The organism is Pseudoflavitalea rhizosphaerae (assembly GCF_003991355.1).
Taxonomy (GTDB): domain Bacteria; phylum Bacteroidota; class Bacteroidia; order Chitinophagales; family Chitinophagaceae; genus Pseudobacter; species Pseudobacter rhizosphaerae.
The window spans coordinates 31,875-56,374 of sequence record NZ_RCSU01000002.1; the positions used below are offsets into that span (position 1 = coordinate 31,875).

The window sequence follows — 24,500 nt, forward strand, 5'->3', positions numbered from 1 at the left end:
AAGGTAGCCACCGGCAGCATGCGCTGCGCGCTGTACCTTGTTTTGAAAAGGTACCTGAATGATTGATCAATGTGTTATTGTGGTAATACTGTCAACTGCTTACCCTGGAATGAGAACTTTACTCCGGTGATCTCAAGCATACTCAATAATTCGGACAGGTTCATGTTACGGCTGATTGTACCTTCAAATGCTTCCGGTTTGATATTGCCCTGGTAAACCACTTCTATATCATACCAGCGTGTTACCTGCCGGAGGATAGCCTTCAGGTCTTTGCCACTACAGACAAAGAATCCATTTTTCCAGGAGATCGCATCATTGGCGTCAGCAATTTTTCTAACCTTCAGGGCTTTCCGTGATAAGCTATATTGCGCTTCCTGCCCGGGCAACAGCATTTGCTGCTGATCACCTGCTTTTACGCGAACCGCGCCTTCCAGGAGAGTTGTGCTGATCTGTTCTTCATTCGTATAAGCATTCACGTTAAAGCTGGTTCCGAGTACTTCGATCGCCTGACCACCTTCCACATCCACGATAAATGGTTGTTTGGGATTCTTTGCGATCTCGAAATATGCTTCGCCCTTGATGGAAACCCTTCTTTCCCTGCCGGGAAATGAGGTAGGATAGGTGAGAGAGGATAAGGAGTTCAACCAGACCTTTGTTCCGTCCGCCAGTACAAGGCTGTACACACCTTTGCGGGGAACCTCCAGCGTGTTGAAGAATACGTTATTACCAGATTGCGAAGAAGTATAGGATAACTGGCGGCCATCATTACTGATTACCACGCCATTTTTTTCATTGATGGGTTGCAGACTTTTTTTGCCCAACTCTATCTTACTGCCATCTGATGTAGTGAGGGTGGCTTGTTCAAAATCAGGATTGATACCACTTTGAGAGGCAACCTGTGTATTGTCACCTGAACGATCATGCATCAGATACCATCCTCCAACAGAGACCAGGACCACAATGGAAGCGGCGGCAGCAAGCTTCTTCCACATTGGCGTCACTTTTGCTTGTGGCGGAGCGTACAGGGTAGTCCGCAGCCTGCTGAGGATCTTATCATGCAGTTCCTGTTCAGATCTTTCTTCCTCATTACCTACAAACACTTCCAGGTTAGGGCCATAATCCTGGTACCATTGTTCCACAGCTTCCATTTCCTCTGTTGTGGCAGTGCCGGAAAGATATTTCCTGATCAGTATGTTCAATTGTTCCTGGGTCATCATTATTATAGTATGAATAAATTGTTACCTCCCTACCCGGAAAGCCGTTTATTTTTCCATTTTTTTTTAAATCAGAAAGAAAAGAAGGCGGAGAAGAAGTCCTTCAGGTTAAGACGGAGCTGCCGCAATGCAGTGCTGATATGCTTTTCAACCGTCTTGCGGGAAATATTGAGGTCCCGCGCAATTTCCGGGTTCGACTTCCCTTCCAGGCGGCTTTGCTCAAATACGATGCGGCATTTTTCCGGGAGCTGATGGATCTTCTGAGTGAGCAGGGCAGCAAGTATCCGCGCATCCAGCTGATCTGAAGGCAGAGGTGTGGCGAGGTTTTCATGCGAGTCTTCCGAAACCGGCACATGCTGAATAGACTTGTTGATGTATTCCAGGATCTTATACTTTACAGCAACAGCCAGGTAGGCTTCAAGGGATTTGATATCGAGCTCAGTCCTGCGCAACCAGATGCTGGCAAAAATATCATGTACGATATCTTCCGCATCATGCTTCGATTGTAATTTATGGAAAGCGAGCGTGAAGAGTTTCTTCCAGTAACGTGAGTAGATCTGTTCAAATGCAGGCTGGTCGCCATTTTTCAGGAGCGCTAACAATTGTTCATCGCTATATGTTTGGTAGACCTGCAAGGGGAGTTCTCAATAAGAGTTATGATAGTGTTTAGGTAGTAGGACAGGTCTTCGTATTTCAAATATATGGAAAGCTAATGAAAGAATGGATCCATTATTGCCTTACAGATTCCTTTCTGGCAGCAAACATGTTAAACTGTCAACCCAACAGCAATGGCACGAAAGATGCATCTAAAGAAATAAAAACAAGGGAATATGACAAATCAAATGGCAGTACTGGCTGGTGGTTGTTTCTGGGGAGTGGAAGAGCTGATCCGCGCGCTTCCTGGGGTGATCAAAACCAGGGTAGGTTATACAGGAGGCGACGTTCCCAATGCAACCTATCGCAATCATGGAACGCATGCAGAAGCAATAAAAATAGAATTCGATCCAAACCGGATCAGTTACCGGCAGATCCTTGAATTCTTCTTCACACTTCATGATCCAACTACATTGAACCGCCAGGGAAATGATATCGGCACATCCTATCGTTCCGCTATCTTTTATCTCGATGATGAACAGAAACAAATAGCAACAGACCTGATTGCTGAACTCACCGCCGCCAATGTTTACAAAAAGCCCATCGTTACAGAAATTACAGCAGTCTCAGATTTCTGGGATGCAGAAGAAGAGCACCAGGATTATTTGCAAAAGCATCCTCACGGATATACTTGTCACTTTGTCCGCCCGGAATGGAAATTGAAAACAGCGGAGTGATACCGTTAACATAAATATTGTATAATAATAAAAACAGGACAATGGGGAATCAGCTCATTGTCCTGTTTCTTTTTATTCAGGTTATATTATTCTTCCAGTCTCGTTACACTGGGATGCAATTCCAAAGTATCGATGGTGGCAGTTGTCTGCACCAGTTCCACCACCACCTGTTTACGTGCGGTAGTCCATCTTCCGAGCGTGATATTATACACTCCTCCCATCATATTGAACAAACCTGCATCGGTAGCCGCGCTTGGGTATTTTTCGTTAACGGGGTAGGGCATGTAATTGGTATTTCCTGCGGAACGATAATGCAGGTACGGAACAATCACTGGCTTATATGTTTCCGGATCGATGCTGACAGAATACATGGAGTACCAATCGTTATTACAGATCCTGTAGCCGAGAACAGGATCTTTGGAGGGATCGAAAATGGCGGCGTTCCCGCCGGTGGCTACAAACAATACATCTTCCGGTACGGAGGCTTCGGTAACCGTTGTTCCTTTGAATATTGCCACACCACATGCGTTGCCACTATTGGCAAATGGACCAGAAGTGCCAAATTCTGTAGTGTGTACCAGTCCACCGTCCCCAAGATTCGGAAGATTACTACCGGTTTCCGCATTGTTGCCGCTGGTAAGGAAAGTTTTCTGATACCAGTTTGTGGAAGCAGGAAACGCATAAGTTCCACCCGATCCATTGATCTTTTTACCCTGGAAACCGAAATAGAAGAAATGTCCTTTCTGAACGCTGCCGGAATTGATATCCCATTTGATGGTTCGTTTTCCGCCGGTTGCCCATCCGGCATCGAGTGGGGTGGCAGAGCTGGAACCGCCTGAATTGACGCAGAATACAATGCTGTAGGGAGTAAGGTTGAAGTCTATATCTTTTGTTGCCAGCAACTGTACGTATTCATATCCACCGTCACCCCCTTTGGGATCGCTTTGAAAGCCGGTGATCAGCAGGTCCTGTACGGAAGAGCCCATGTTCACGATATCATCCCCATTCCTGGTCCTGAATTGCAATGCTCCTTCGGCAGTGGTGAAGGGAATTCCAACATAGGCTGCCAGGCTGAACGGTGTATTGCCCGCATAGTCCACAGATGGATCGGTATACAGCGTGAGGTCGCCAAATCCATCATTGATCAATTTGGAACCACTGATCACTTCTCCCGGCAGGGGGGCAGGGTTGAAACTGGATTTATTGATGAGGCAAAGCGAACTTTCATACATGCCGGGGTTCGCCTGTAACTGGGCAATAGTTATGGCGTTGATTTCCACCATGCCTTTACCTGCTTTGCGGATATTCGATTCCGTTAGTCCTGTTATGGTGAGGGTACCATTCTTGCGGGTGAGGGTACCGTTGTTGAAATCGATCACCAGCGAATCGCCCGGATGATAGTTGGCTGCTGCAGCGCCCAGCTCAATGGAAATGCCGCGCAATGCAGACAGGCGGCGGTTATCCTGTACAATCAGCAGGCCCTCCGGGAGATTTCCGGATTCATGCTCAGATATCACCACCACTGCCAATTTGGAGGCGCCATAAACGTTCTCTTTAGTGAGGGCAATGTCTTTCCCTTTGTAAAGCGGTCGAACATCCAGTACAGATACTATTTCGTAGGGGGTGCCTCCGGGGTAATTCTCGTAGGTCTCTTTATTGCAACTGCCGGTCACAGCAGTAATGATCACTATGGAGAGAATATAGAAAAAGCATTTCATTGTCATGATATTTTTTTATTCATTAAGGTCTCTGCCACCAAACATTGGTGGATATTTGATCGGGGCCCTGTGCGGCCACCGCCGCTTTGTAGTTCACAGGATTGGCTGCCTGCACATAAACCGGATAAACCAGCCTGGCCGGCATTACTCCGCCATTCATCAAACCTGGTCCTTTCGGTAAAACAGGAAGTCCGGTACGCCTGTATTCAAACCACTGTTGCAGATCGGTCATGAACAATGCATAGTATTTCTGCAGATGGATCATTTGCATTTTTGTTTCAAGGGGAAGATTATCGTCCCAGACAATCCCGCCGTTATCAAGGTTATTCAGATGCGCAGTAAAGTTTGCGTGGGTGATGCTTTCATTGAAGTTGGGCACCCAGTAATTGATGGCGGATGCGATGCCCTGGTAAAAGAATGTTTTAGTATCGCCGGTGATCCATCCTTTGGCAGCAGCTTCAGCAAGGATGAACTGCAGTTCTGAGTACTGCATGATGATGCCTGTTAGCGTATTTTGCTGGAGAGACCAGGTGCCGCCGGAGCTGGCATTGTCATAGCTTTGGAAATAACAACCCTTAGTATCTCCATTACCGGGAATGTAGCCGCTTGGTACGCCAAACCAACCGCCGCCGCTGGCCTGGGCAATACCCCATCTGCCAATGCTTCCGGAACCATACGGAGTAGAAGAAACATAACGGGGATCAGACCACGCAATCAGGTTATCCAGGAAGAAACTGCAAAGGGCCGGGCCGCGGAAATCCTGCGCCCGAATGCCATTCACAAATGGAGAAGTATAGGGTTCGGTTGTGCTGGTGCCGCCAGTCCAGAGCAGCCTGGCGCAGTCTGCATTACTTTGAAAGATGGGATAATTTGAAGGGTTCTCCACAATCTCTTTGATTTTGGCAATGCACTGATCCTGAACCTCAGCTTTACCGGATATACGCATCAGCAAACGCAGGTATAGTGAATTACCGAACTTCCTCCATTTGGCAACATCGCCATTGTACAACGGATCGCTCGATACTACGATAGCGCTGCCCGCAGCCAGCAGTGTATTGGCTTCTTCCAGCTGTTTGAAGAGATCGAGGTAAATATCTTTCTGCTTATCAAATGCAGGAGTAAGGCTGTCTTTATCTCCTTTCAATGCTTGTGAATAAGGAATATCGCCATAGATATCCGTAAGGTTTGCAAACAGCCATGCTTTGCCGATCTTCCCGATTCCCTGGTAAGAAGTGTTGGGGGATTTGGCAGTGCGCGCCAGGCTGTCTACCTGTTTGAAATTGGTCAGCTGTACAAACCATGCATTCCATAAATAGTCAGACATGCTGGTCCTGAATGCATACCTGAACACGGTATTGTCGCCATCGCTCTGTGATACGGTCACTTGCATCAGTTCGTTATTGAAACTTCTGTTGCGGCTCATACCGGGCCAGATGGAATTCACCAGGGCAGGGGCCAGCAGCTTGTCTGAAGTTGTTTCCAGGAAATTGATCGGATCTGTATTCAGGTCTTCAAATCCTTTGTCGCATGAATAGAATGCCGGCATCGCCATCAACACCAAACATGCTATGATAATTTGCTTTCTCATCTCTGTGCTTTTATATTGATCAGCTTTTTTTACGAATTGGTTAGAACCCGATGGTTAAATTGAAACCCATGGTTCGCGTGGAAGGGAATTGTCCCACTTCAAAACCTCTCACCACATCAGATCCGCTCAAAGTACCGAACTCGGGATCGAAAATGGGCCAGGGAGACCAGATGAAGAGATCACGACCGAACACACCCAGGCTTGCGGAGGTCAATCCAAACTTCTTCAGGAATCCTGGTTTGAAATTGTACATGAGGGAGGCTTCGCGGAATTTCAGGAAGTCGGTACTGAAAGTGCTGCCTTCTGCATTGAAACTACCGATGCTGTATTGGTAATACTGATCGATATCGGTGGCCACCACATCATTTTTGCGAAAACTGCCGTCAGGATTTTGAATAACGCCGTTACCGATGATGCCGTTGTACCTGCCGGGCAGTGTGGATTTCAGTTTGCCCTGTTCGGCCAGTTTGTAATTTGTAAGAGAATAGGCAACTGCACCAACCTGTGCATCGAACAGTACATTCAGGGTGAAATTCCTGAACTGGAATTTATTGCCCAGGCTGAATTTGAATTTGGGTGTGGTGTTGCCGAGGTAAATAATGCTGTCTGTGATCCTGGGGAAACCGGTAGCGGGATCGAAGATCACCTGACCGTCCGGGCTGCGCATATATCCCAGTCCATACAGGTCGCCCATGCTGCCGCCAACAGACGCCACGATCTGTCCGCTGGCCACCTGGCCGGCCCTCAGCAAGATGGCGCTATCCGGCATGGAGATGATCTTGTTCTGGTTGTAAGAAAAAGTTCCGAACAGGTTCCAGTTGAATCTGCCTTTCTTGCCTGCGAATGGTTTTGCATTCAGACTGATCTCGATGCCATTGTTCCTTACTCTTCCTGCATTGATCCTGGCAGCGCTGAAACCGGAAGAGGCATCTACTGTTCTGGTGAAGATCTGCCTTCTCGTATTTCCGAAATAGGCAGTGGCGTCCAATGCTATCCTGCCGTTGAGGAACTGCACTTCTGTACCGAACTCGTATGTGGTAGTGAGCAGCGGCTTTAGATTTGGATTGGGCAGGATGGTTGGGTTCACCAGTGCGCTGTCCGGATAGGTGCCACCTTTAGCAACGGGGTAGGAATAAGCAGTAGTATAGGCAAGTGTGCTGGAACTGCCCACCATGGCGAAAGAGCCCCTTAGTTTCAGGTAGCTGATAACATCCGGCAAGGAAAGTATCTCTGACAGCACAAGCCCTGTATTGATAGAAGGATAGGAGAAGCCTACAGCATTCTTCCTTTTGGGTGAGGCCAGGATAGAACTCCAATCCTGACGGCCTGTAAGCTCTGTAAACAGGAAGTTCTTATAGCTAAGGTTAATGATACCATACAGACTGTTTATCTGGAACCTGCTGGTGTCTGGATAATAAACAAGTCCATACTCACTGTTTTCCATTGTATAGATCCCTGGGAGGTGCAACCCATCGTTCCTTACATCCGTTTTATCGTACTCGTTCTTCAATTGGCTGCCTCCAAAAGTTACTCCCAGCTTCCAGTTACGGTTCAGTTCTTTGAAATATTTGGCCATGAAATCATAGCTCTTTTCCCTGGAGTAGATGTTTTGCCTTCTTACAGATCCCCTGGGCAGGCGGGTGCCGGCATCGAAGGGCCTGTCTTGCTCCCTTTTATCGTTCATCCAGTCGTAGTTTCCGCGCAGCATCACGCTCAGTTCTTTGGTGACCTGGTAATTCAGTGTAACGTTGCCGGTCAGGTTATTCCTTCTTGTTTTGTTCAGGAACTCATTGGTAATGGCATAAGGGTTTTCCGGGTAGGAGGAGAAGGGGTAGCGGATGAATTTGTAAAGGCTGTCGTACACGCTGCCGGGCCCACCTGCCCAGTAGTTCTTTAACCAGTTGTGATCAGCATTTGGTTGCCAGAAAATATACCAGTACATGAGGCTTTGGTTGCCATATCCTGCAGCGGGCAGGTTATCGCTTTTTCTGAAACCATAATTGATTTTGGTAGACAGTTTTAATTTTTTGGTGATCTCAGTATTGGTAGAAAGTCCAATATTCTGGCGGACGAAACCGGTATTGGGAATGACCCATTTATTATTGCCGGAGCCCATGGTAATGCGAACGCCTGTAGAGCCGATCTTACCATCGATGCTGAGGTTATGGCGGAGGTCCCTGCCCATGTCCCAGAAATCATTGATATTGTCGTAAGCCCTCCAGGGCGTACGTTCCAGGCCTACTGTTTGCCTTACAGGATCGTACTGATAGAATAATTGTCCATCGAATTTGGGACCGTATGCAGAGCTGGTGCCGCTGGTGCTGGCGCCATCTTCGCTGGAGCCGTAGGAATAATGCAGTGCGCCATCGAGGCCTTGTCCGTACTCATATTGCAGGTCGGGGAACCTATTCACCTGTTCGATACTTCCGTTCATGGTGTAGCGCACATTGAAGTGTCCGCTTTTTTTCTGTGAGGCGGATTTGGTAGTGATGATCACCGCGCCGTTTGCCGCACGCTGCCCATACAATGCAGCAGCAGCAGGGCCGAGAAGAACAGACACACTTTCAATATCCTGCGGATTGAGATCATTCACTGCGCTGCCATAGTCGGCAGGCAGGTTATCGGAGTTGGTAGCATATACCTGGTCACTGCTATTGGCTGAGCGTCTGCCACTTCCGCTGCTCACAATTACACCATCGATTATTATCAGGGCTTCATTATCACCGGTAAGGTTGTTTTCTCCACGAAGTATGATCTTGCTGGTAGCAGCCGGACCCGAACCGGAACGCACCAGGTTGAGCCCTGCCACTTTACCGGAAAGAGCATCCATCCAGTTGAGGCTGGCTGCATCCGTCAATTGGTTGCTGTCTACTTTTGTAAGCGCATACCCCAGTGAACGCTGGGATTTTTTGATACCCAGGGCAGTCACCACCACTTCACCCAGGTCTTTCGATTTACTTTTCATGCGGATCAGCAGGGTATTGGATTTACCCGGCTGCTTTGCAGTAAATCCTTTATGAACGTGGGTTTCATAGCCTATCGAAGAGAATGTGAAATCATACACTTCACCCAGCTTCAGTTGAGGAAAGATAAAAATGCCTTTCTCGTTGGTAACAGCGGAAAGGGTTTGACGTCCATTGTCCGATCTTCGGGTAGCGATAACAGTTACCGCAGGCAATACTTCACCTTTCTCTGTGATAACAGTGCCGCTCACGGCTACTGTTTCCTGTGCAATTGCTGATACATTGAAAAATAAAAGGAACAAAACCCACATCAACTGTATGTTGCTTCGCCCTTTTTTCTTTGTTGATCTCATAAGTTATTTATTGTTTGACTTATACGCATAAGTTGGACAGGCCGCTGTTGAGCAGCATGCAAGCACCTGTTGGTTTCCTGTATGTTTACTTCGATTTCGCGATTATATAGCCGTCATCTTTTTTTGAGATCTGCAGACCGTTCATGTTTGCAATCAGATTCAGCAATACGGATAATGAGTCTCCTTTGATCACTTCGCCGGAAAAGAATTTTCCTTTCAACAGTTCTTCCTCATAGGTAATTGGACAATTATATTTAGACATCAATGTTTTCATCACCACCGGCAAAGGGGTATTATCGAAGATCATGGCTCCATCATTTTCAGCAGGGTGATGATCATTTCCGGCGGGCCGGGGACGCGGCCGGGGCTCAACCAGGAAGCGGTGCACAGACATTGTTCCCTTTTCCAGGTTATAGTTCATTTCATTACCCGGCAACAGGATGAGGTCCTTCTTCCAGCCTTTCAATGAATCCTTCAGTGATTTGATCAGCACTTTGCCCTGAAATAGTTTTACGTTGCAGGACTTCGCAGATTCGGATACCCGGAATGAAGTGCCCAATACCGTAGTTGAAAACAATCTTGTATGTACTGTGAACGGATTTCCCTTGTTGGTGGCTACATCAAAATCAACCACACCTTCCATATGGATATTGCGTTGCGTTAGTACTCCAAAAGGTTCCTGGTACCTGATCTTCGCATTGGGAGCCAGTTTCACTACGGTGCCATCGCCCAATTCCAGTTTCCTGGATTCTTTAGTATTATTTGTATGTATTGTCCAGCCGGAATTTGCAGCCGGTTCCTGTTCTGTATTTGTCAGGGCCGGGGCAGGCTTCTTATCAGGCAACAATAACCAGACAGAAATTGTCACCACCAGCAATGAAGCGGCGATGGATATCCAACGGAAGCGGACCACCTGTGTTTGTTTTTCAATCTGCGAATTGATCACCCCGCGCATTTCTTCTTTATAACCTGGAGGTGTTGCGTTTTCCTTTCCGGCAGCATCCCATGAAGACTTCAGGTACATCGCCATCAGTTCAGGATGCTGCTTCAGGTGGCGGGCAACAGCCTCCGCTTCAGTGGCGGTACACTGGTTCTCAAAAAATTTTTGTATAAGCGTATGCGTGATCTTCATGGTGGTGCATTAGGAGATACGAAGGGCATCAGAATTTACCCCTGCTGATAATATTAAATTAATACTGGAAAAAAAGGATATGCAGAAAAATCAGGATGGTAACGAGAGATCGAACATGCTTTAACGCTTTGGAATAGTGGTCTTCCACCGTTTTGATACTTACAGAAAGCTGTTCTGCTATTTCCTTGTTGGAATAGCCTTTGGCGATCTTCAGCAGGAAAACATTCTTCCGGATGGGTGGAAGGTCTTCTGAAACGGCATCGAGGTAATCGGCAGATTCGTAGTCTGTATTGGAGTGACAGACCAGGGCAGATTGTTCGCAGAGATCGTCTTCCAGGCGATGCTGGTATTTGCGTTCAGCAGCCTGCTTACGCAGGTGATCTACAAAAATGGAACTGGCGATGGTGAAGAGTTGTGTATCTAAGGAATATGCATCGGAAAGAGTATGCCTTGATTTCCAGAGTTTGATAAACGATTGCTGGGTAAGATCTTTTGCCTGCTCCTTTATGCGGGTGCGCTTCATGAAATAATGAAACAATTTAGCGTGGTACAGGTCGTATACCGCCTGGTAAGCCACCTGATCGCCTTTCTTTATTTCAGTTATCTGGACCAAATCCTTTTGTGTTTATAAGGTAGAAATTTCCGGTGCAAAATTGGAAAAAATGAGGAGAAAAAGAAGATTATTTATGTGTTAAGAAATCTGGTTGCCGGCTATTCTGCCGGTTCCGGAAAAGACATCATATTATGGATCGGATCATAGTCTTTTTGAGATGAACGCCTTAGAACAGGTGATGTAATTGCTGAGTATATCTTTTCCTGCTTCATGGCTTTTTTGGAACCCAAGTATTTCAGCGCCCCGGACCAGTTTTTCCAGTTCAAGGATTTGCTTGTTGGAGTCATCGCTAAACACGCTGGCGATTTTTCCCCTGCCAACACAATCTATTATTTCCCTGATGGAGTCACAATGGATGATCCCATCTTCTTTCCGTTTTACAAATTCCTCCCAGATGATTGTATCGTTTTGTTTGAGCAGGACAGGTATAAGATGGATCAATCCAGGCAAATTGGTTTTTCTCTGTTCCCCATTGAAATGATAGCGGATCTTTATTCCTTCCGCCTGTGAAGCTGAGAAACTGATCAGCAGAGGAATTCCTCTTTTCTCATTTTCTCTTATTTCATATTCCAGGGAGGAAAGAATCACCTGCCTGCATGCGAATCGGATATGCTCATTGATCAAAAATGCAGTTACTTGTTCAACCACTTTGTTTTCCGGAACAGCATTCAAAACAAGTACCTGTACAGGTGCAAGCACATTCAGTAATCTGAGCCGGTCAGGGGTTGCAGCATTCAGCAGGAAGGAGAAAAGGATGTTTTCGCTTATACCAAAATGTGCAACATGAACAGGGCTTCTTTCTCCGACTGCATTCGTATACTGAACATCGAGCGGACGAGAAAAGATATCATCGTGAAAATAGGTCATGCCGGTGATGACTGTTCTTCCAATTGGAGTGAGTGTGTCTATGCAGATAGTTCGTTTGGAGAACTTCTTGTTGGTAATGATCGGTCTGTCGACTTCGATAGCTGGCAGTTTAAGGATATCGTTGATGAGCCGGCGGTTCCATTGTATTCCTGCATCAAGCGCCTGTTCTGCGTTCTGTGATGTTGTATGAACGGAATAGCATTCGAGAAAGGATTTGCGTTCACCCATCGTAAACGGGAAGTTCCCGTTTTTGGGAAAGCGGTAACCTGGACCGAAATGAAAATACTGAAGTGGAAAGGTTATTTTCTTCGAACCATTTTTCAGCAATTGCCGGATAAAAAGATAAAAAGGGATCTCGTGCCCGGCAGCCATGGAGAAGTCAGTATTTTTTACGGCATAGAAGTTCTCTGCGTTAGCCGATACTTTTTCCATTTTATTAATGGCATGGTTAGATACTATATCGGTTAGCAGTACCTGCTGAAAGCCCATTCGTTTCAGGTCTGTAATAGCAAGATCATACAAACGGTTACGCACTTCCAGGCCAAATGGAAGATAGGAGAGCGCACCTTTCACCTCTTCCCCTGCAATAATGAAGTCTGTGTCTTTCAGTAATTGTCGAAAATTCCCGGATGCGGCTTTATTCATAATATTCGTAAATCAGGAGATCACATTCAATCGGTCTTCGCTGTTCAGGGGGCGGTGATCATTGCCCACTGCAATTAAAACGAGTTCTTCTTTTGCGTAAATGGCGTGCGGCACCTGGCCAGGGACCAGGTAGGCAAGGCCCGGATACAATTCATACTGTACGCCATCATACTCAACAATGCCCGTTCCCCTGATCACAAACAGGATATGATCACCTTCATGTGTATGATTACCTACTTTCCCGTTTGGCGGGAACCTGATAATATCGGCGCCAAAGCCCTTAAAAGAGAATAAGGGAGATCCAGTTCCATCGCTGTGCATCATCTTTATGGGGCGCTCGCCGCTTTCAACAATCAGGTTACCCTGATCATCTGCGTTAGCCCAGGCAGCTATCTTAAGTTCCATGTATTGCAGATTTATTGGGTGCAGGCACCACGCTTTTCAGCGGTTCCGCGTATAAATTACTATCACCAGTAACCGCTTTTACTTCACTGTCAGGGAGATCATCTCTTTTACTCAGGAGGATACGGCCACATAAAGGTTTGCCATGAATATTCAGGGCCGCCATCACACCAGACATCCGATCGAAATTATCATTGATGGGAACGTTAATGATGATGAAAATCCTTTCTTTATTATTATCCCCTTTTATATTGAGATAACGTAAAGCGCCGGAGCTTTCCATTACTCTTCCTTTGAAAGAAAGACCGGTATGTTCGGATTTTTCAAGGGATACTGCCAGGTAGCCTTTTATCGATTTGTATATTTTCAGTTTCTTTTTTCTGACAAGGCCGGCTTCAGTTCCACTTAAATGATACAGATAGTACTGCCCCAGGAGTTTCGATTTATCAAAGATCGTTTTAAAGAGATTGCGTATGAATCCGATCCCTGCAGGGAGTAATCCCAGCAGGAAACCAATAATGATTTCTACCCAATTGACATCGGCGAACATAGAAGAAACTTGAAGATGAAGGGAATTAGATTAGCTGATCAAACTAAATTAAGTAAATCCAGGGATAAAAAAAACGTGAAAACACGGGGATATCAGTTTAGCATGAATGTAACCTGTCTGATCAACAATGTATCTTTGCACGCCTGCCGCCATAAAAGACCGGCCATTCACTATGCAAAAACAGCCACAAATACCAGCTTCCAGCCTCCGGTTTCTGAACCAGCTCAGTAAAAACAATAACAGGGACTGGTTCCAGTTACACAAAACGGAGTTTCAACAGGAGCAGGAAAAAATGGCCGCTTTTGCAGAAGCTCTGTTACAGGCGCTAAGCCTCCACGATCAGCTGGAGACCAGGTCCGGCAAAGAAAGCCTGCACCGCATTTACCGCGATACCCGTTTCTCACAAAACAAAACACCCTACAAGTCCAACTGGAGCGGCCGTTTCAAACGGGCAACCAAATATCGCAGGGGCGGTTATTATTACAATATCGAACCGGGAAACAGTTTTATTGCAGGCGGATTCTGGGGACCTGTGCCGGCAGACCTGAAGCGGATCAGGGAAGACATTGCTTTTGACAACGAACCATTGAGAAAGATCATCAACAGCAAAACATTCAAGTCCAGTTTCGGTGCATTGAAAGGAGAGCAGGTAAAGACTGCCCCGAAAGGATTTGACGCAAATCATGAAGCCATAGACCTGCTCCGATACAAGCAATTCCTGCTGATCCGCCATTTTACAGATGAAGAAGTATTAGGTACAGGATTCCTGAAAGCTGCCGATCTAACCTTCAGGCATATGCGGCCTTTCTTCGATTATATGAGCGAGTTACTGAGTACTGACGCCAATGGGGAATAAATATCCTTTCCGGGAAACAGAGCAAGCCTGCATTCCTTAAGATCACCAGCCTGGTATGGATCTTTGTAACCCTTACAAACTTCATTCAGGGAATTACAGTGAGCAGTGAAAAGAAAAGATGGCTGAATTTCTTCACTTCGCCTCTTACCATTTTATTGGCGAGATAGAGTTGCTTGATCACAACTGGTTTGGAGAGCCCAAGCACTGAAGCGATCTCATCCAGCGACCTGTCCTGGAATACACTCATTTCATAAATAATGCGTTGCCTTTCAGGAAGGCGAGCAATGGCGCGGAGCGCATACTCATAGAATTCCTTGCATTCTAGCGGGCTCATACCGGAAGGCTCAGGACCCGCGCTGGTGGCTGTTTCGCGCTCCTGCCTGGCGCGGTTGCTCCTGTGGAGGTCCAGCAGGCGGTTGCGGGCCATGCGGAAAAGATATTGAGGGAGGGAACGAACGGCTGTAAGTGATTCACGTTTCGTCCAGAGTTTGAGAAAGATATCCTGTATCACTTCATCCGGATCTTCCACCATCCGGAAGGGCAGGAGATAACGATACAGCAGGGGCTGGTATCTTTTGTACAGCAACTGGAAAGCAGCCATGCTGCTTGCTGCGAGCTGTTGTACCAGTTCTTCGTCCAGGGGCATGGAGGCTTCATTGACCGTATGTGAACGTTCATGCTGCAATGCGTATCTGATTTTACTTGAGTATGAAAACAGGTGGTTTAATGGGCGGACAAGATCATGATGGGCTGTAAACTTAATCAATACCCGTTTAACGCAAAACTTTTGTTCATCAGGCTTTCAGCCGGTTCAGCTGTTTGAAAAAATTCTCAGCATAAGTGCTTCCTACAGGAATAATAGTACTGCCGATATGAATCTCCTGCCTTTCCACAGAATTGATCTTATCCATTGCTACCAGGTAGGATTTGTGTACACGAAGGAAACGATTGGGAGGCAAAGCCTCTTCCAATTGTTTCATGCTTTGTAAGGTAATGATGCGCTGGGCGCGGGTATGGATGGAAAGATAATTCTTCAATCCTTCCACATACAATATATCATCCAGTTCCACTCTTACCATTTTTGTTTCCACTTTTACAAAAATGTAACCGCCTGTGCCGGGATACAGGTCGGGCGTGGCCGGCGGCCTGTCTGAAGGATTGGCGATCTTCCAGGCTTTCTCCACAGCGCGGTAGAATCTTTCAAAGGAGATAGGCTTCAGCAGGTAGTCCACCACATTGTATTCGAAGCCATCGAAAGCATATTCCTGGAAGGCGGATGTGATGATCACCTGTGCGCGATTCTGCAGCAGTTGCATGAACTGTACACCATTGAGCTGGGGCATCTGGATATCGAGAAAGATAAGGTCAACGGGCTGCTGATTGAACTGGATCAGGGCTTCCAGTGGATTGGTGTTCACGCCTGCCAGTTTCAGGAAGGGCACACGGCTGATATGGTCTTCCAGCAGTTTGATGGCCAGCGGCTCATCGTCTATCACCAGGCAGTTCAGCATCCTTATCTCATTTGTTGGGCTCATAAAGGTAAATCTAATTGTACATGAAATTCCTTCCTGGTGTTCTGTATCTGCAGCAGGTCCTGTTGCGGATAGAGCAGGCTCAGGCGCTTCTGCACATTCACCAGCCCGATACCGCCGGTTTGGTCTTTAAGAAACTCGTGTTTGAAATTATGGATCGAAAAAGACAGTTTCCTGTCTGTAACAGTCATTTGAATGGTGACGGGCCTTTGAGGGTCCTGCAGGATGCCGTGTTTGCAGGCATTCTCTATCAAAGGGAAAAGCAATAATGGCGGTATTTTGCGGCCTGCAACTGAGCCTTCGATGGTGAAGTGAAGATAAAGGTCGCCTTCATAACGCAGTTTTTGCAGATCGATATAATTGTTGATATGGGTTATCTCCTTGTCGAGCGTTACGCGGTAAAGTTCGTCCTCCTTTTCATAAAGCATGTACCGGATCATTTCGGAGAGTTTCATGATGCCGTTGCCAGTCTTCTGCGCTCTTTCCAGTACGGCCATGCTATAAATATTGTTGAGCGCATTGAAAAGAAAATGAGGATTGATCTGCATTTTGAGGAAGGACAATTCCGCCTGCAGTTTCTGGTTCTCCAGGTCCTTGCGCACTTTTTCATGACCATACCAAACCAGCAGCAGTCTGTAGGTGAAGGCGATGATGATAATGAGAAAACTGAACCAGATATAAGCGCGCAGGTAACCTGGAAGTGGCATCGGGCTTACAGGAATGGCAGGGAACACCCGGTTGACCTTCACGGGTGGAACCGCTTCGGTGACCGGCTGCGCCTCCATCATGGCTTTCGCTTCAGCCAGCCTTATTTCAAAATTCCACATTTCCAGTTTGTACTTTATGAATGTGAACAGGAATGCCAGTGCAATGCAAATGATCACCAGCATCAAAGTTTTCTTCCTTTTGATGAAGAGAGCCGGGATGATATAAAACGCGCATCCATAAAAAAGCAGGAAGTTCACGATCCCCAGCAAGCCGTAATTGAAAAAGAAATTGTCCCAGTTCTTATACTGTGCCGCCAGCATGGTGGGCAGTCCCATAATGAAATAGAGGGCTTCCCAGGCCAGCAGGTGTACCAGGAAAGAAACTGAAGGTCTTTTGAATAATTCCACTGTCATCAGTCAATTCATCTTTTCTCTATGTATGAAGTTTGCAAAAATATGCTTCTGTTACCCGATTGTATGACCAGTTGCGGCAAACGAAGGATGAAACCGGGAAAACGCTTTACATCTTTTGAGCGCCTGCGGCAGTAGTTGGTCAACCGGAAACCGTAATTGGTGTAATGGCCTGCAATGCAGACTTATTCACCATTACCTTTCGATCCAATTTAAATGCATTTACTCCAATGAAGAAATTTTTTGTATTCGCTTTAGCCCTTACTGCTGCGGCAACAGCAGGGGCCCAGACCAAAGCAAAGAAGAAGAACATCGTGATAAAGGGACAGGTACAGTTCCTCAATCCCGAGAAATATGCCGCAAATAACAAGGTCTGGATCGGTTTCAGGGATGGAAGGGAGTACAAAGCCATCGACTCCGTTGTAGTGAAGGAGGATGGCAAATGGCAGTTCACCGTAGATGCCAGCAGACCCAGGTTCTATGACCTGGAGATCCTGAAATGGGACCGCATCACGGTTTGGGGCGATGCAGATGCTACCATCAACTGCCGTGGTTATGATACCGCTAAAATGAAGATCAAGAACAATCCTTATATCTTCATCGAAGGCTCCCCCGATAACCAGTTCCTCAACCTGATCAATCATATCGTTTACCGCGATTACCAAACGATGATCGCCGTGAGCAAGGAAATGTATTACGCCGGCCAATCCAAAGACACAACCTGGAGCGCCTACCTCAAAGGGCTCGATCCCTACAGGACCCTCGGGGATGACTTCCGCGACAGGCTGAAAGTATTGATCCGCGCGTACCAGCACAGGCCCGTGGCCCTGGCCGGCATCAAGATGCTGAACTGGGAAAAGAACCAGGACTTCATCATGCCCATCCTTACCAGCCTCAAAGCAAAATATCCCTGGTTCACGGAAATTGCTGAGTACAAGAAAAAAGTGGAAGACAATATTGCGCAGGCCAAATTGCTGAAACCCGGCATGCCGGTTCCTGAAGTGAGCTATCCTGATGTAAATGGGAAGAATATCGGAACTACCGATTACAAAGGCAAATACCTGCTCATCGATTTCTGGGCAAGCTGGTGCGGCCCCTGCCGCCAGGCCATTCCAAAAGTTCGCGCACTATATGATCAATACAAAGAGAAAGGTTTTGATGTACTCAGCATCAGCATCGATACAGACCGCAAAGCCTGGATCAAAGCAATGGATGATGAACAAATGCCATGGGCCCAAACGCTGAGCCCTGACAAGAACAAAACAATGGATACATTCCTGTTCAGCGGCATTCCTACATTGTATTTGATAGACAGGGAGGGAAAGATCGTGCAAAGCTATACGGGGTATTCAACAGATCTGGAAGCGAAGTTGAAAGAAGTTTTCTCGAAATAGAAATTGCTTGTTGTGTTTGGTGTTGCCGTCTGCAATTGCAGGCGGCATTTTTTTTAGACTAATACAATTCCATAATGCAGTTTTTTCCTTTGAATTCAAATTCATCGCCTGATTTTTTTTGTACCAGGGATTTTGCGAACGGGGAGATGGGAGAGAGGAATACAATTGATTCTCCGTTCACTGATTGTTGCCCCAATCCGGCAGCAATGAAAAAGGCGCCGGTAGCTGTGCGGATGAATGCTCCAGGCAATGGTGAATCGAGAATAGTGGAAACATTGATGGCGCGTAATGCGTTCAGGTCCTGCTGATGTGCCAGCAGTTGCCGTGCATGCATATCTTTCTCCAGGTGGCTCATGGCCCTGGAGGTTTCGTATTTATCGCCTGCAGAGCTTTTCTCTTCCTGATTGGCGGCAGCCTGTGCTTCGTTCATAGCCTTCAAGGTAATGGCTATACGCTGCGTAATAACCTGTTCACCGAATTGCTTCAATAATTGCTTATGCGTTATTCTTTTGTCCATTCCTGAGATAAGTTAGCGGATTGGTTCTAGCAAATATCAAACTAAATATCAATACCTGAATAGGGGAGGGCAGTACCTTTCAAAGGAATTACTGAATTTAATTATGAAATAAAATTAACTTAGCCGCAAATCAAAAGCCCTGACTTGAACCGGCCAATCCATACCCAAACCGGGCAGGAGACTTCATTGTACCTGCAACTGACTGCTGAAGGTGACGAAAAAGCTTTCGAAAGATTGTTTGTTCTTCACAAAGACCGGGTATTTGAAGTGGCCTTGCTGTATACAGAGTCCAGGGTGCTTGCAGAGGAAATCCTTCAGGATATTTTTGTTCAGGTCTGGCGAAAAAGAGCAGATCTGCCAACCATCGCCGATTTCTCTTCCTGGTTGTTCATACTCACGCGTAACCGCTGCTTCAATGTGCTCCGGGACCTGGCCCGGGCCAGGTCCAATAGTAAAATTCTGCAAGAAGACCAGCCTGAAGTAGCTGGAGAAGGAGCCGATGCCAGGCTGCTGTCTTCCGAAGCTGAAAGACTGGTGGCAAAAGCAATGGAATTGCTTACCCCTGCACAAAGACTGGCATTTGAGCTCTTTAAGTTGAAAGGACTTAGCCGGGAAGAGACAGCAAAGGAAATGGGTATCTCGCCCAATACCGTGAAAGTGCATTTACTGCAGGCCATGCGCATCATCCGCTCATTCTTCATAGAAAAAAAACTGCTGATCCCCGCAGTGGCTGTGGGTTTTGTAATTATTTCCTGATTTTCTTCTGATTATCTAATACATCCATGTATTGGCTGGTGTCTTTTCCTTTGGCCCAGCCACCTTATCTATTTTAACCTTTGAAAATGAAGAGCAACGAAGAATTATTGTATCTGTTCGAGCGCTACATCAGCAAAAATTACACGGCTGCCGAAAAGCAGGAGCTGATGGAGTTGCTTGCAGACCCCGCATACGATGCACAATGGAATGCCATCAACGACAGATTTGAGAACGTTCCGGAAATGCAGCAAATGCTGGCGGGGAGCAATTCCGGGATGGCCTGGGAAGCGATTCGCGAAAGAACAGTTGCCGGCCCAACACAACCTGCCATAGTGAAGCCCTTCTACCGGAAATGGTGGGCCGCCGCTATAGCGCTGTTGTTGGTCAGTGCAGCAGGATATTTCTGGACGCAGACAGATAAGGAAGAGAAGACTCAATCTTTGGCAAAACAGAAAATGCCCGTTGTTCCCGGAGAAGCTGGCGCAATATTGAAACTCGACGATGGCCGTGTGATCTTACTTGACAGTTCACAAAAAGGACTCGTAGCCAGCAATGCAGCCGCCAGGGCAGTAGTGGACAATGGAAGCCTTACTTATCAGCCGCTCCAGGAAGCATCCGGTTCAGAAGAAGTCATTTACAACACCATGCTGACCATGCGTGGAAAAATGTACAGGATGGTATTGCCGGATGGCACCAGGGTTTGGTTGAACGCATCCACGCAACTCCGTTTTCCTGTAGCCTTCAATGGCGATGAAAGAAGGGTAAGACTTCAGGGTGAAGCTTATTTTGAAGTAGCAAAGAACCCTTCCCGGCCATTCATCGTGGAAGTGGAACAAAGAGGGGAAGTGAAAGTATTGGGCACCCAGTTCAATATCAGCGCTTATCCGGATGATAATAGATTCACAACAACTTTGCTGGATGGCAAAGTACAATCCAGCTCCCTGTTCAGGGATTCGAAAGGGAAGGAACAGATAGTAACATTAACACCTTCCTTCCAAAGTATCATGCAAAGCGGGAAAGACCTGGTAGTGCAAAAAGCAGACCTGGAACAGACCATGGCATGGAAAGACGGCAGATTCGTATTCAAAAGTGCAAAACTTTCTGAAGTGTTCAGTCAACTGGGCAGGTGGTACGATGTGCAGTTTGTGAACGAAGAAAATATCGATGACGCATTCAGCGGAAGCATGTACAGGACTGATGATTTTTATGAACTGCTGAAGCTGATAGAATTCACCAGTAATGTGAATTGCAGGGCCGAAGGAAGAACTGTGATTGTGACCAGGAAGAAATAATCCTTTTTCATAACCTTATTCCGTATAGCCGTAAACAATAATGATAAAAACAAAACCGGAAGTGTTGCGAGCACTTCCGGCGGCGTTTGGCTGTAAGCTGTTAATACTGTTGATAACAAGATTTTTCACCAAACCTAACAAAGGTATGATTCTGCTTTCAAATGGTCAACCCATTGAGGGGATACCATTAATAACCAAAATGCCCAACCGGCAGAGGATAGTGCAATCTGAATTGTTGTCCTCTGTTCTGCGGACAACAATTGTAAAAGCAATGAAACTGACTGCTATTTTCCTGCTTTGTCTGTTGATGCGCGTACATGCAACAGGATATGCACAAAAGGTGACACTGACTGTCAGGGAAGCCTCCCTGGAGTCTGTTCTTAAGAAGATCACCAAACAGACTGGCTATGTTTTCTTCTACAATGATCAGATAATTCAAAAGGCCCAACCAGTATCTGTTATCCTGAAGAATGTACAACTGGAGCAGGCTTTGAAAGCCGTGTTCAAAGAGCAGCCCTTCAGGTACATGATCTCCGACAAGAATATTGCAGTGGGGCTGGCCACTGTGCAGGCTAAACTGGCAAGTGACACCACTGTTCCCAAACGCAACCCCAGGATTCAGATGCTCAAAGTGATCGGGAAAATATATGATGCTTCCACCGGTGCGCCTATGGGGGGCGTTACTGTAATTCCCGTAGGCTCTAAATTTGGAACAGTTTCGGATCCTGATGGAGAATTCCGGATAACAGTTCAGCAAGGATCGGTAATAGAGTTTTCTGCGATCGGCTATGAAGCTCATAGAGAAAAGTTGATGGCAGACAATACCAATATGCTGGTCCGCCTCAAACTAAAGCCAACGGAAATGAAACAAATGGTGGTAACGGGGATCTTCAGCCGTAAATCCAGTAGCTTTACGGGCGCAGCGGTTACCATCACCGGGGAAGAACTAAGGAAAGTAGGCAATGCCAACGTTTTCCAGAGCCTGAAGAACCTGGTCCCCTCCATGGTGCTCGACAATTTCACAGCCGGCTCCAATCCGAATGCAATGCCCACTATACAATTGCGCGGCACCAGCACATTTCCGGCAGATGAATCGGATATCCAGGCTAACCTGAAAGGCAATTACCTCAAGTCGCCCAATGAGCCACTCTTCATTCTCGATGGATTTGAAGCCAGTATCGAAAGGATCCTCGACCTGGATATGAACCGTATCGAGCGTATGGACATCCTCAAAGATGCAGCGTCCAAAGCCATCTATGGAGCAAGGGGCGCCAATGGTGTGATCGTTATCGAAACCAAAAAGAGCGCAACAGGGCGAGCACTGGTGACTTATAATGCAAGTGTTGACGTGGACATTCCGGACCTCACCAGCTATAACCTGGCCAACTCCCATGAGAAGCTCCAGGCCGAATTGATAGATGGAATGTACATCGCGCCAAAATATGAACCCGATACCTGGGTAAGATTGCAGCAGTTGTACAATTCCCGGAAAAAGCTCGCGGATGAAGGTCTTTACACCAATTGGCTGGCGAAACCGCTACGTGAAGGGGTTGGGCATAAACACAATCTATCGATAGACCTGAGTGGCCCCAGTTTATCCCTCCTCGCTGATTTCACCTACCGCGAAGTGAATGGTGTAATGATCGGTTCCCAGCGAAAGAATATCTCGTCCAACCTTAATGCTTCTTATCGGGTGAAGAATTTCCTGTTCAGGAATATCATGAGCATCAGCAAAAACAATAACACAGAATCTCCTTATGGCCAATTCAGTGATTTTGTAAAAATGAATCCTTACTGGAAATCGCAGGAAGCCGATGGCACCATTCCTTTTTATTCGGAATATGTAGACGCAGATACCAGGTACACTAACCCGATGTATAACGGCACGATCAATACAAAGAATACAACAGGGTATTTCAACTTCACCGATAATTTCTATGTTGAATGGAATATCATTCCGGGCCTGAAAGCCATTACCAGGCTTGGTTTTGATATCAAGAACACGGAAGCTGACGAGTTCTACCCGGCATCACATACACGTTTCGATATTTACTGGAAAACAGACTCTGCACAGATGCGGAAAGGATCCTACCAGATCAATAACGGCAAGTCGACCAGGGTATCTGGCGACCTTAACCTGCAGTACTCCAGGAACCTTGGGGTACACAACTTCTGGGCAAACCTGGGTGTGAATGCCGTTGAACAACGCTTATCAGAACTGTACCATGTGGTGGAAGGTTTTACCAGCGACCGCATGGAAAACGTGATGTTCGGTAACAGGTATTTGCTTGACTCCAGACCCCAGGGAATAGAAATGATCAACCGTGAACTGGGTGTACTCGGATCCTTCTCGTATACTTATAACAATCGATATTTCACTGACCTTACATTGCGCTCCAGCGCTTCTTCACAGTTCGGATCAGACAAAAGATGGGCACAGTTCTGGAGTGTGGGCTTAGGCTGGAACCTGCACAATGAAGATTTCTTTGTTGCTGGATTGCCATTTGTGAACCAATTCAAATTACGTGGTTCCATGGGCTCTACCGGTAACCCCAATTTTGCCACCAATGCATCAGTGGCCACTTACGAATATTACAGGGACCGCTTATACCAGGATCTTCCCGGTTCTTATCTTACCAATCTTCCCAACCCGGATCTGCAGTGGGAAACAAAAATGGATTATAATATAGGCGCAGATATTTCCATTCACCATCGCCTGAACCTTCGTTTCGATTATTATGAATCCTACACAGAAAACCTTGTAACCAGGCTTACACTTCCATCTTCCACAGGCTTCACTTCGGTTGCCGAGAACCTGGGAAGGGTCAGGAACAACGGAATTGAGCTCAATGCAAACTGGATGCTCTGGAATAAGGGAAATAATTTCTTCAGCATCTTTGGAAGTATTGAAACCAACCGCAATAGGATCGTGGAATTATCTGATGCCATGAAGGATTTCAATAATCGCATGGATGCAGAAGCAGCCAAGCTCGACAGAAGTACGCCCGTTAAGAAATATATCGATGGCATGAGCATGAACACCATCTGGGCGGTGCCTTCACTTGGTATCGATCCTTCCACTGGGAGGGAAATATATGTGAAAAGAGATGGGTCAACCACTTTCAACTGGGACCCTTCCGATATGGTGGCGGCAGGAAATTCGCTTCCGGAATTTACCGGCACTTTCGGTATCAGTGGAGAATATAAAGGCTTCGGTTTGAATATCACCGGCAGATTTCTCGGAGGCAGCCAGTTGTACAATCAAACACTGGTAGACAGGGTGGAGAATGTTGATATGGCCTACAACGTGGATAAGCGTGTAATTACAGGACGTTGGTTGTATCCCGGCCAGCAGGCCTTGTTCAAGAGACTGGGCACATTCACTAAAACCTTACCCGATGGCAGCTCCACTATTGCCCGGGAATTGACAAGGTCTACCACAAGGTTTGTGCAAGACAGGAATGAATGGACCATCGGCGCCATCAATGCTTATTATCAATTCAGGGAAATTGTATCGAAGCGATTGGGTATGCAACGTTTACGCATCGGCGTTAACATGAATGAGATCGCTACATTCTCCACCATCAGGATCGAAAGAGGTACCAGCTATCCATTTGCCAGGACCCTTTCGTTCTCCTTATCTGCCACATTTTAAATAT

The 24,500-nt window shown here is 46.6% G+C and carries 20 protein-coding genes; 6 read left to right on the forward strand and 14 right to left on the reverse strand.

Going from position 1 to position 24,500, the window contains the following annotated elements; translation table 11 throughout:
• Window positions 1–74: 74 nt before the first annotated feature.
• Complete coding sequence (locus D9Y29_RS02965; RefSeq protein ID WP_127124968.1) at window positions 75–1,217, reverse strand: FecR family protein; 1,143 nt, start codon at window positions 1,215–1,217, stop codon at window positions 75–77.
• Window positions 1,218–1,285: 68 nt separating this feature from the next.
• Complete coding sequence (locus D9Y29_RS02970; RefSeq protein WP_164735234.1) at window positions 1,286–1,816, reverse strand: RNA polymerase sigma factor; 531 nt, start codon at window positions 1,814–1,816, stop codon at window positions 1,286–1,288.
• A gap of 228 nt (window positions 1,817–2,044) precedes the next feature.
• On the opposite strand from D9Y29_RS02970, the gene msrA reads away from it, so the two are divergent.
• Window positions 2,045–2,545, forward strand: a complete 501-nt coding sequence (msrA, locus tag D9Y29_RS02975; RefSeq protein WP_127124970.1) for a peptide-methionine (S)-S-oxide reductase MsrA — start codon at window positions 2,045–2,047, stop codon at window positions 2,543–2,545.
• Between the two features lie 86 nt (window positions 2,546–2,631).
• Here the strand turns inward: msrA and D9Y29_RS02980 are convergent, their stop codons facing one another.
• From D9Y29_RS02980 to D9Y29_RS03015, 8 genes are all read right to left on the reverse strand, one after another.
• Window positions 2,632–4,263 (reverse strand): DUF5689 domain-containing protein, encoded by a 1,632-nt coding sequence (locus tag D9Y29_RS02980; protein WP_241237837.1) that lies wholly within the window; start codon window positions 4,261–4,263, stop codon window positions 2,632–2,634.
• A gap of 22 nt (window positions 4,264–4,285) precedes the next feature.
• The gene (locus D9Y29_RS02985; RefSeq protein ID WP_127124972.1) at window positions 4,286–5,851 is read right to left on the reverse strand and encodes a SusD/RagB family nutrient-binding outer membrane lipoprotein; all 1,566 of its coding nucleotides are present in this window, start codon (window positions 5,849–5,851) and stop codon (window positions 4,286–4,288) included.
• 40 nt (window positions 5,852–5,891) lie between these two features.
• The gene (locus D9Y29_RS02990; RefSeq protein ID WP_127124973.1) at window positions 5,892–9,167 is read right to left on the reverse strand and encodes a SusC/RagA family TonB-linked outer membrane protein; all 3,276 of its coding nucleotides are present in this window, start codon (window positions 9,165–9,167) and stop codon (window positions 5,892–5,894) included.
• A gap of 85 nt (window positions 9,168–9,252) precedes the next feature.
• The gene (locus tag D9Y29_RS02995) at window positions 9,253–10,299 is read right to left on the reverse strand and encodes a FecR family protein (protein ID WP_127124974.1); all 1,047 of its coding nucleotides are present in this window, start codon (window positions 10,297–10,299) and stop codon (window positions 9,253–9,255) included.
• A 58-nt stretch (window positions 10,300–10,357) separates the two neighbouring features.
• The gene (locus D9Y29_RS03000) at window positions 10,358–10,912 is read right to left on the reverse strand and encodes an RNA polymerase sigma factor (protein WP_127124975.1); all 555 of its coding nucleotides are present in this window, start codon (window positions 10,910–10,912) and stop codon (window positions 10,358–10,360) included.
• A gap of 141 nt (window positions 10,913–11,053) precedes the next feature.
• A complete protein-coding gene (locus D9Y29_RS03005; RefSeq protein WP_127124976.1) occupies window positions 11,054–12,424 on the reverse strand; it encodes a class-II aminoacyl-tRNA synthetase family protein in 1,371 nt (456 codons plus the stop codon).
• Window positions 12,425–12,436: 12 nt separating this feature from the next.
• Complete coding sequence (locus D9Y29_RS03010) at window positions 12,437–12,829, reverse strand: cupin domain-containing protein (protein WP_127124977.1); 393 nt, start codon at window positions 12,827–12,829, stop codon at window positions 12,437–12,439.
• A complete protein-coding gene (locus D9Y29_RS03015) occupies window positions 12,819–13,376 on the reverse strand; it encodes a hypothetical protein (protein WP_127124978.1) in 558 nt (185 codons plus the stop codon). Before D9Y29_RS03015 ends, D9Y29_RS03010 begins: the two co-directional genes overlap by 11 nt.
• A gap of 172 nt (window positions 13,377–13,548) precedes the next feature.
• On the opposite strand from D9Y29_RS03015, the gene D9Y29_RS03020 reads away from it, so the two are divergent.
• Complete coding sequence (locus D9Y29_RS03020) at window positions 13,549–14,232, forward strand: DUF2461 domain-containing protein (RefSeq protein ID WP_127124979.1); 684 nt, start codon at window positions 13,549–13,551, stop codon at window positions 14,230–14,232.
• 85 nt (window positions 14,233–14,317) lie between these two features.
• Here D9Y29_RS03020 and D9Y29_RS03025 read toward each other — a convergent pair whose 3' ends face one another.
• The 3 genes from D9Y29_RS03025 to D9Y29_RS03035 all read right to left on the reverse strand — a co-directional run bounded on the left by D9Y29_RS03025 (window position 14,318) and on the right by D9Y29_RS03035 (window position 16,885).
• Window positions 14,318–14,917: an RNA polymerase sigma factor gene (locus tag D9Y29_RS03025; RefSeq protein ID WP_127124980.1), complete on the reverse strand. Its 600-nt coding sequence runs from the start codon at window positions 14,915–14,917 to the stop codon at window positions 14,318–14,320.
• Between the two features lie 109 nt (window positions 14,918–15,026).
• On the reverse strand, window positions 15,027–15,767 hold the full coding sequence (locus D9Y29_RS03030; protein ID WP_241237838.1) for a LytR/AlgR family response regulator transcription factor: 741 nt from the start codon (window positions 15,765–15,767) through the stop codon (window positions 15,027–15,029).
• Window positions 15,764–16,885: a sensor histidine kinase gene (locus D9Y29_RS03035; protein ID WP_127124981.1), complete on the reverse strand. Its 1,122-nt coding sequence runs from the start codon at window positions 16,883–16,885 to the stop codon at window positions 15,764–15,766. Before D9Y29_RS03035 ends, D9Y29_RS03030 begins: the two co-directional genes overlap by 4 nt.
• A gap of 227 nt (window positions 16,886–17,112) precedes the next feature.
• Here D9Y29_RS03035 and D9Y29_RS03040 point away from each other — a divergent pair, with 227 nt between their 5' ends.
• Window positions 17,113–18,276 (forward strand): TlpA family protein disulfide reductase, encoded by a 1,164-nt coding sequence (locus D9Y29_RS03040; protein WP_164735235.1) that lies wholly within the window; start codon window positions 17,113–17,115, stop codon window positions 18,274–18,276.
• 58 nt (window positions 18,277–18,334) lie between these two features.
• On the opposite strand, the gene D9Y29_RS03045 is transcribed toward D9Y29_RS03040, so the two are convergent.
• On the reverse strand, window positions 18,335–18,793 hold the full coding sequence (locus tag D9Y29_RS03045; protein ID WP_127124983.1) for a hypothetical protein: 459 nt from the start codon (window positions 18,791–18,793) through the stop codon (window positions 18,335–18,337).
• A 144-nt stretch (window positions 18,794–18,937) separates the two neighbouring features.
• On the opposite strand from D9Y29_RS03045, the gene D9Y29_RS03050 reads away from it, so the two are divergent.
• From D9Y29_RS03050 to D9Y29_RS03060, 3 genes are all read left to right on the forward strand, one after another.
• Window positions 18,938–19,549 (forward strand): RNA polymerase sigma factor, encoded by a 612-nt coding sequence (locus D9Y29_RS03050; RefSeq protein WP_164735236.1) that lies wholly within the window; start codon window positions 18,938–18,940, stop codon window positions 19,547–19,549.
• 86 nt (window positions 19,550–19,635) lie between these two features.
• Window positions 19,636–20,841, forward strand: a complete 1,206-nt coding sequence (locus D9Y29_RS03055) for a FecR family protein (protein WP_127124985.1) — start codon at window positions 19,636–19,638, stop codon at window positions 20,839–20,841.
• Window positions 20,842–21,112: 271 nt separating this feature from the next.
• Window positions 21,113–24,496, forward strand: a complete 3,384-nt coding sequence (locus D9Y29_RS03060) for a SusC/RagA family TonB-linked outer membrane protein (protein WP_206513703.1) — start codon at window positions 21,113–21,115, stop codon at window positions 24,494–24,496.
• The last annotated feature ends 4 nt before the right edge of the window (window positions 24,497–24,500 follow it).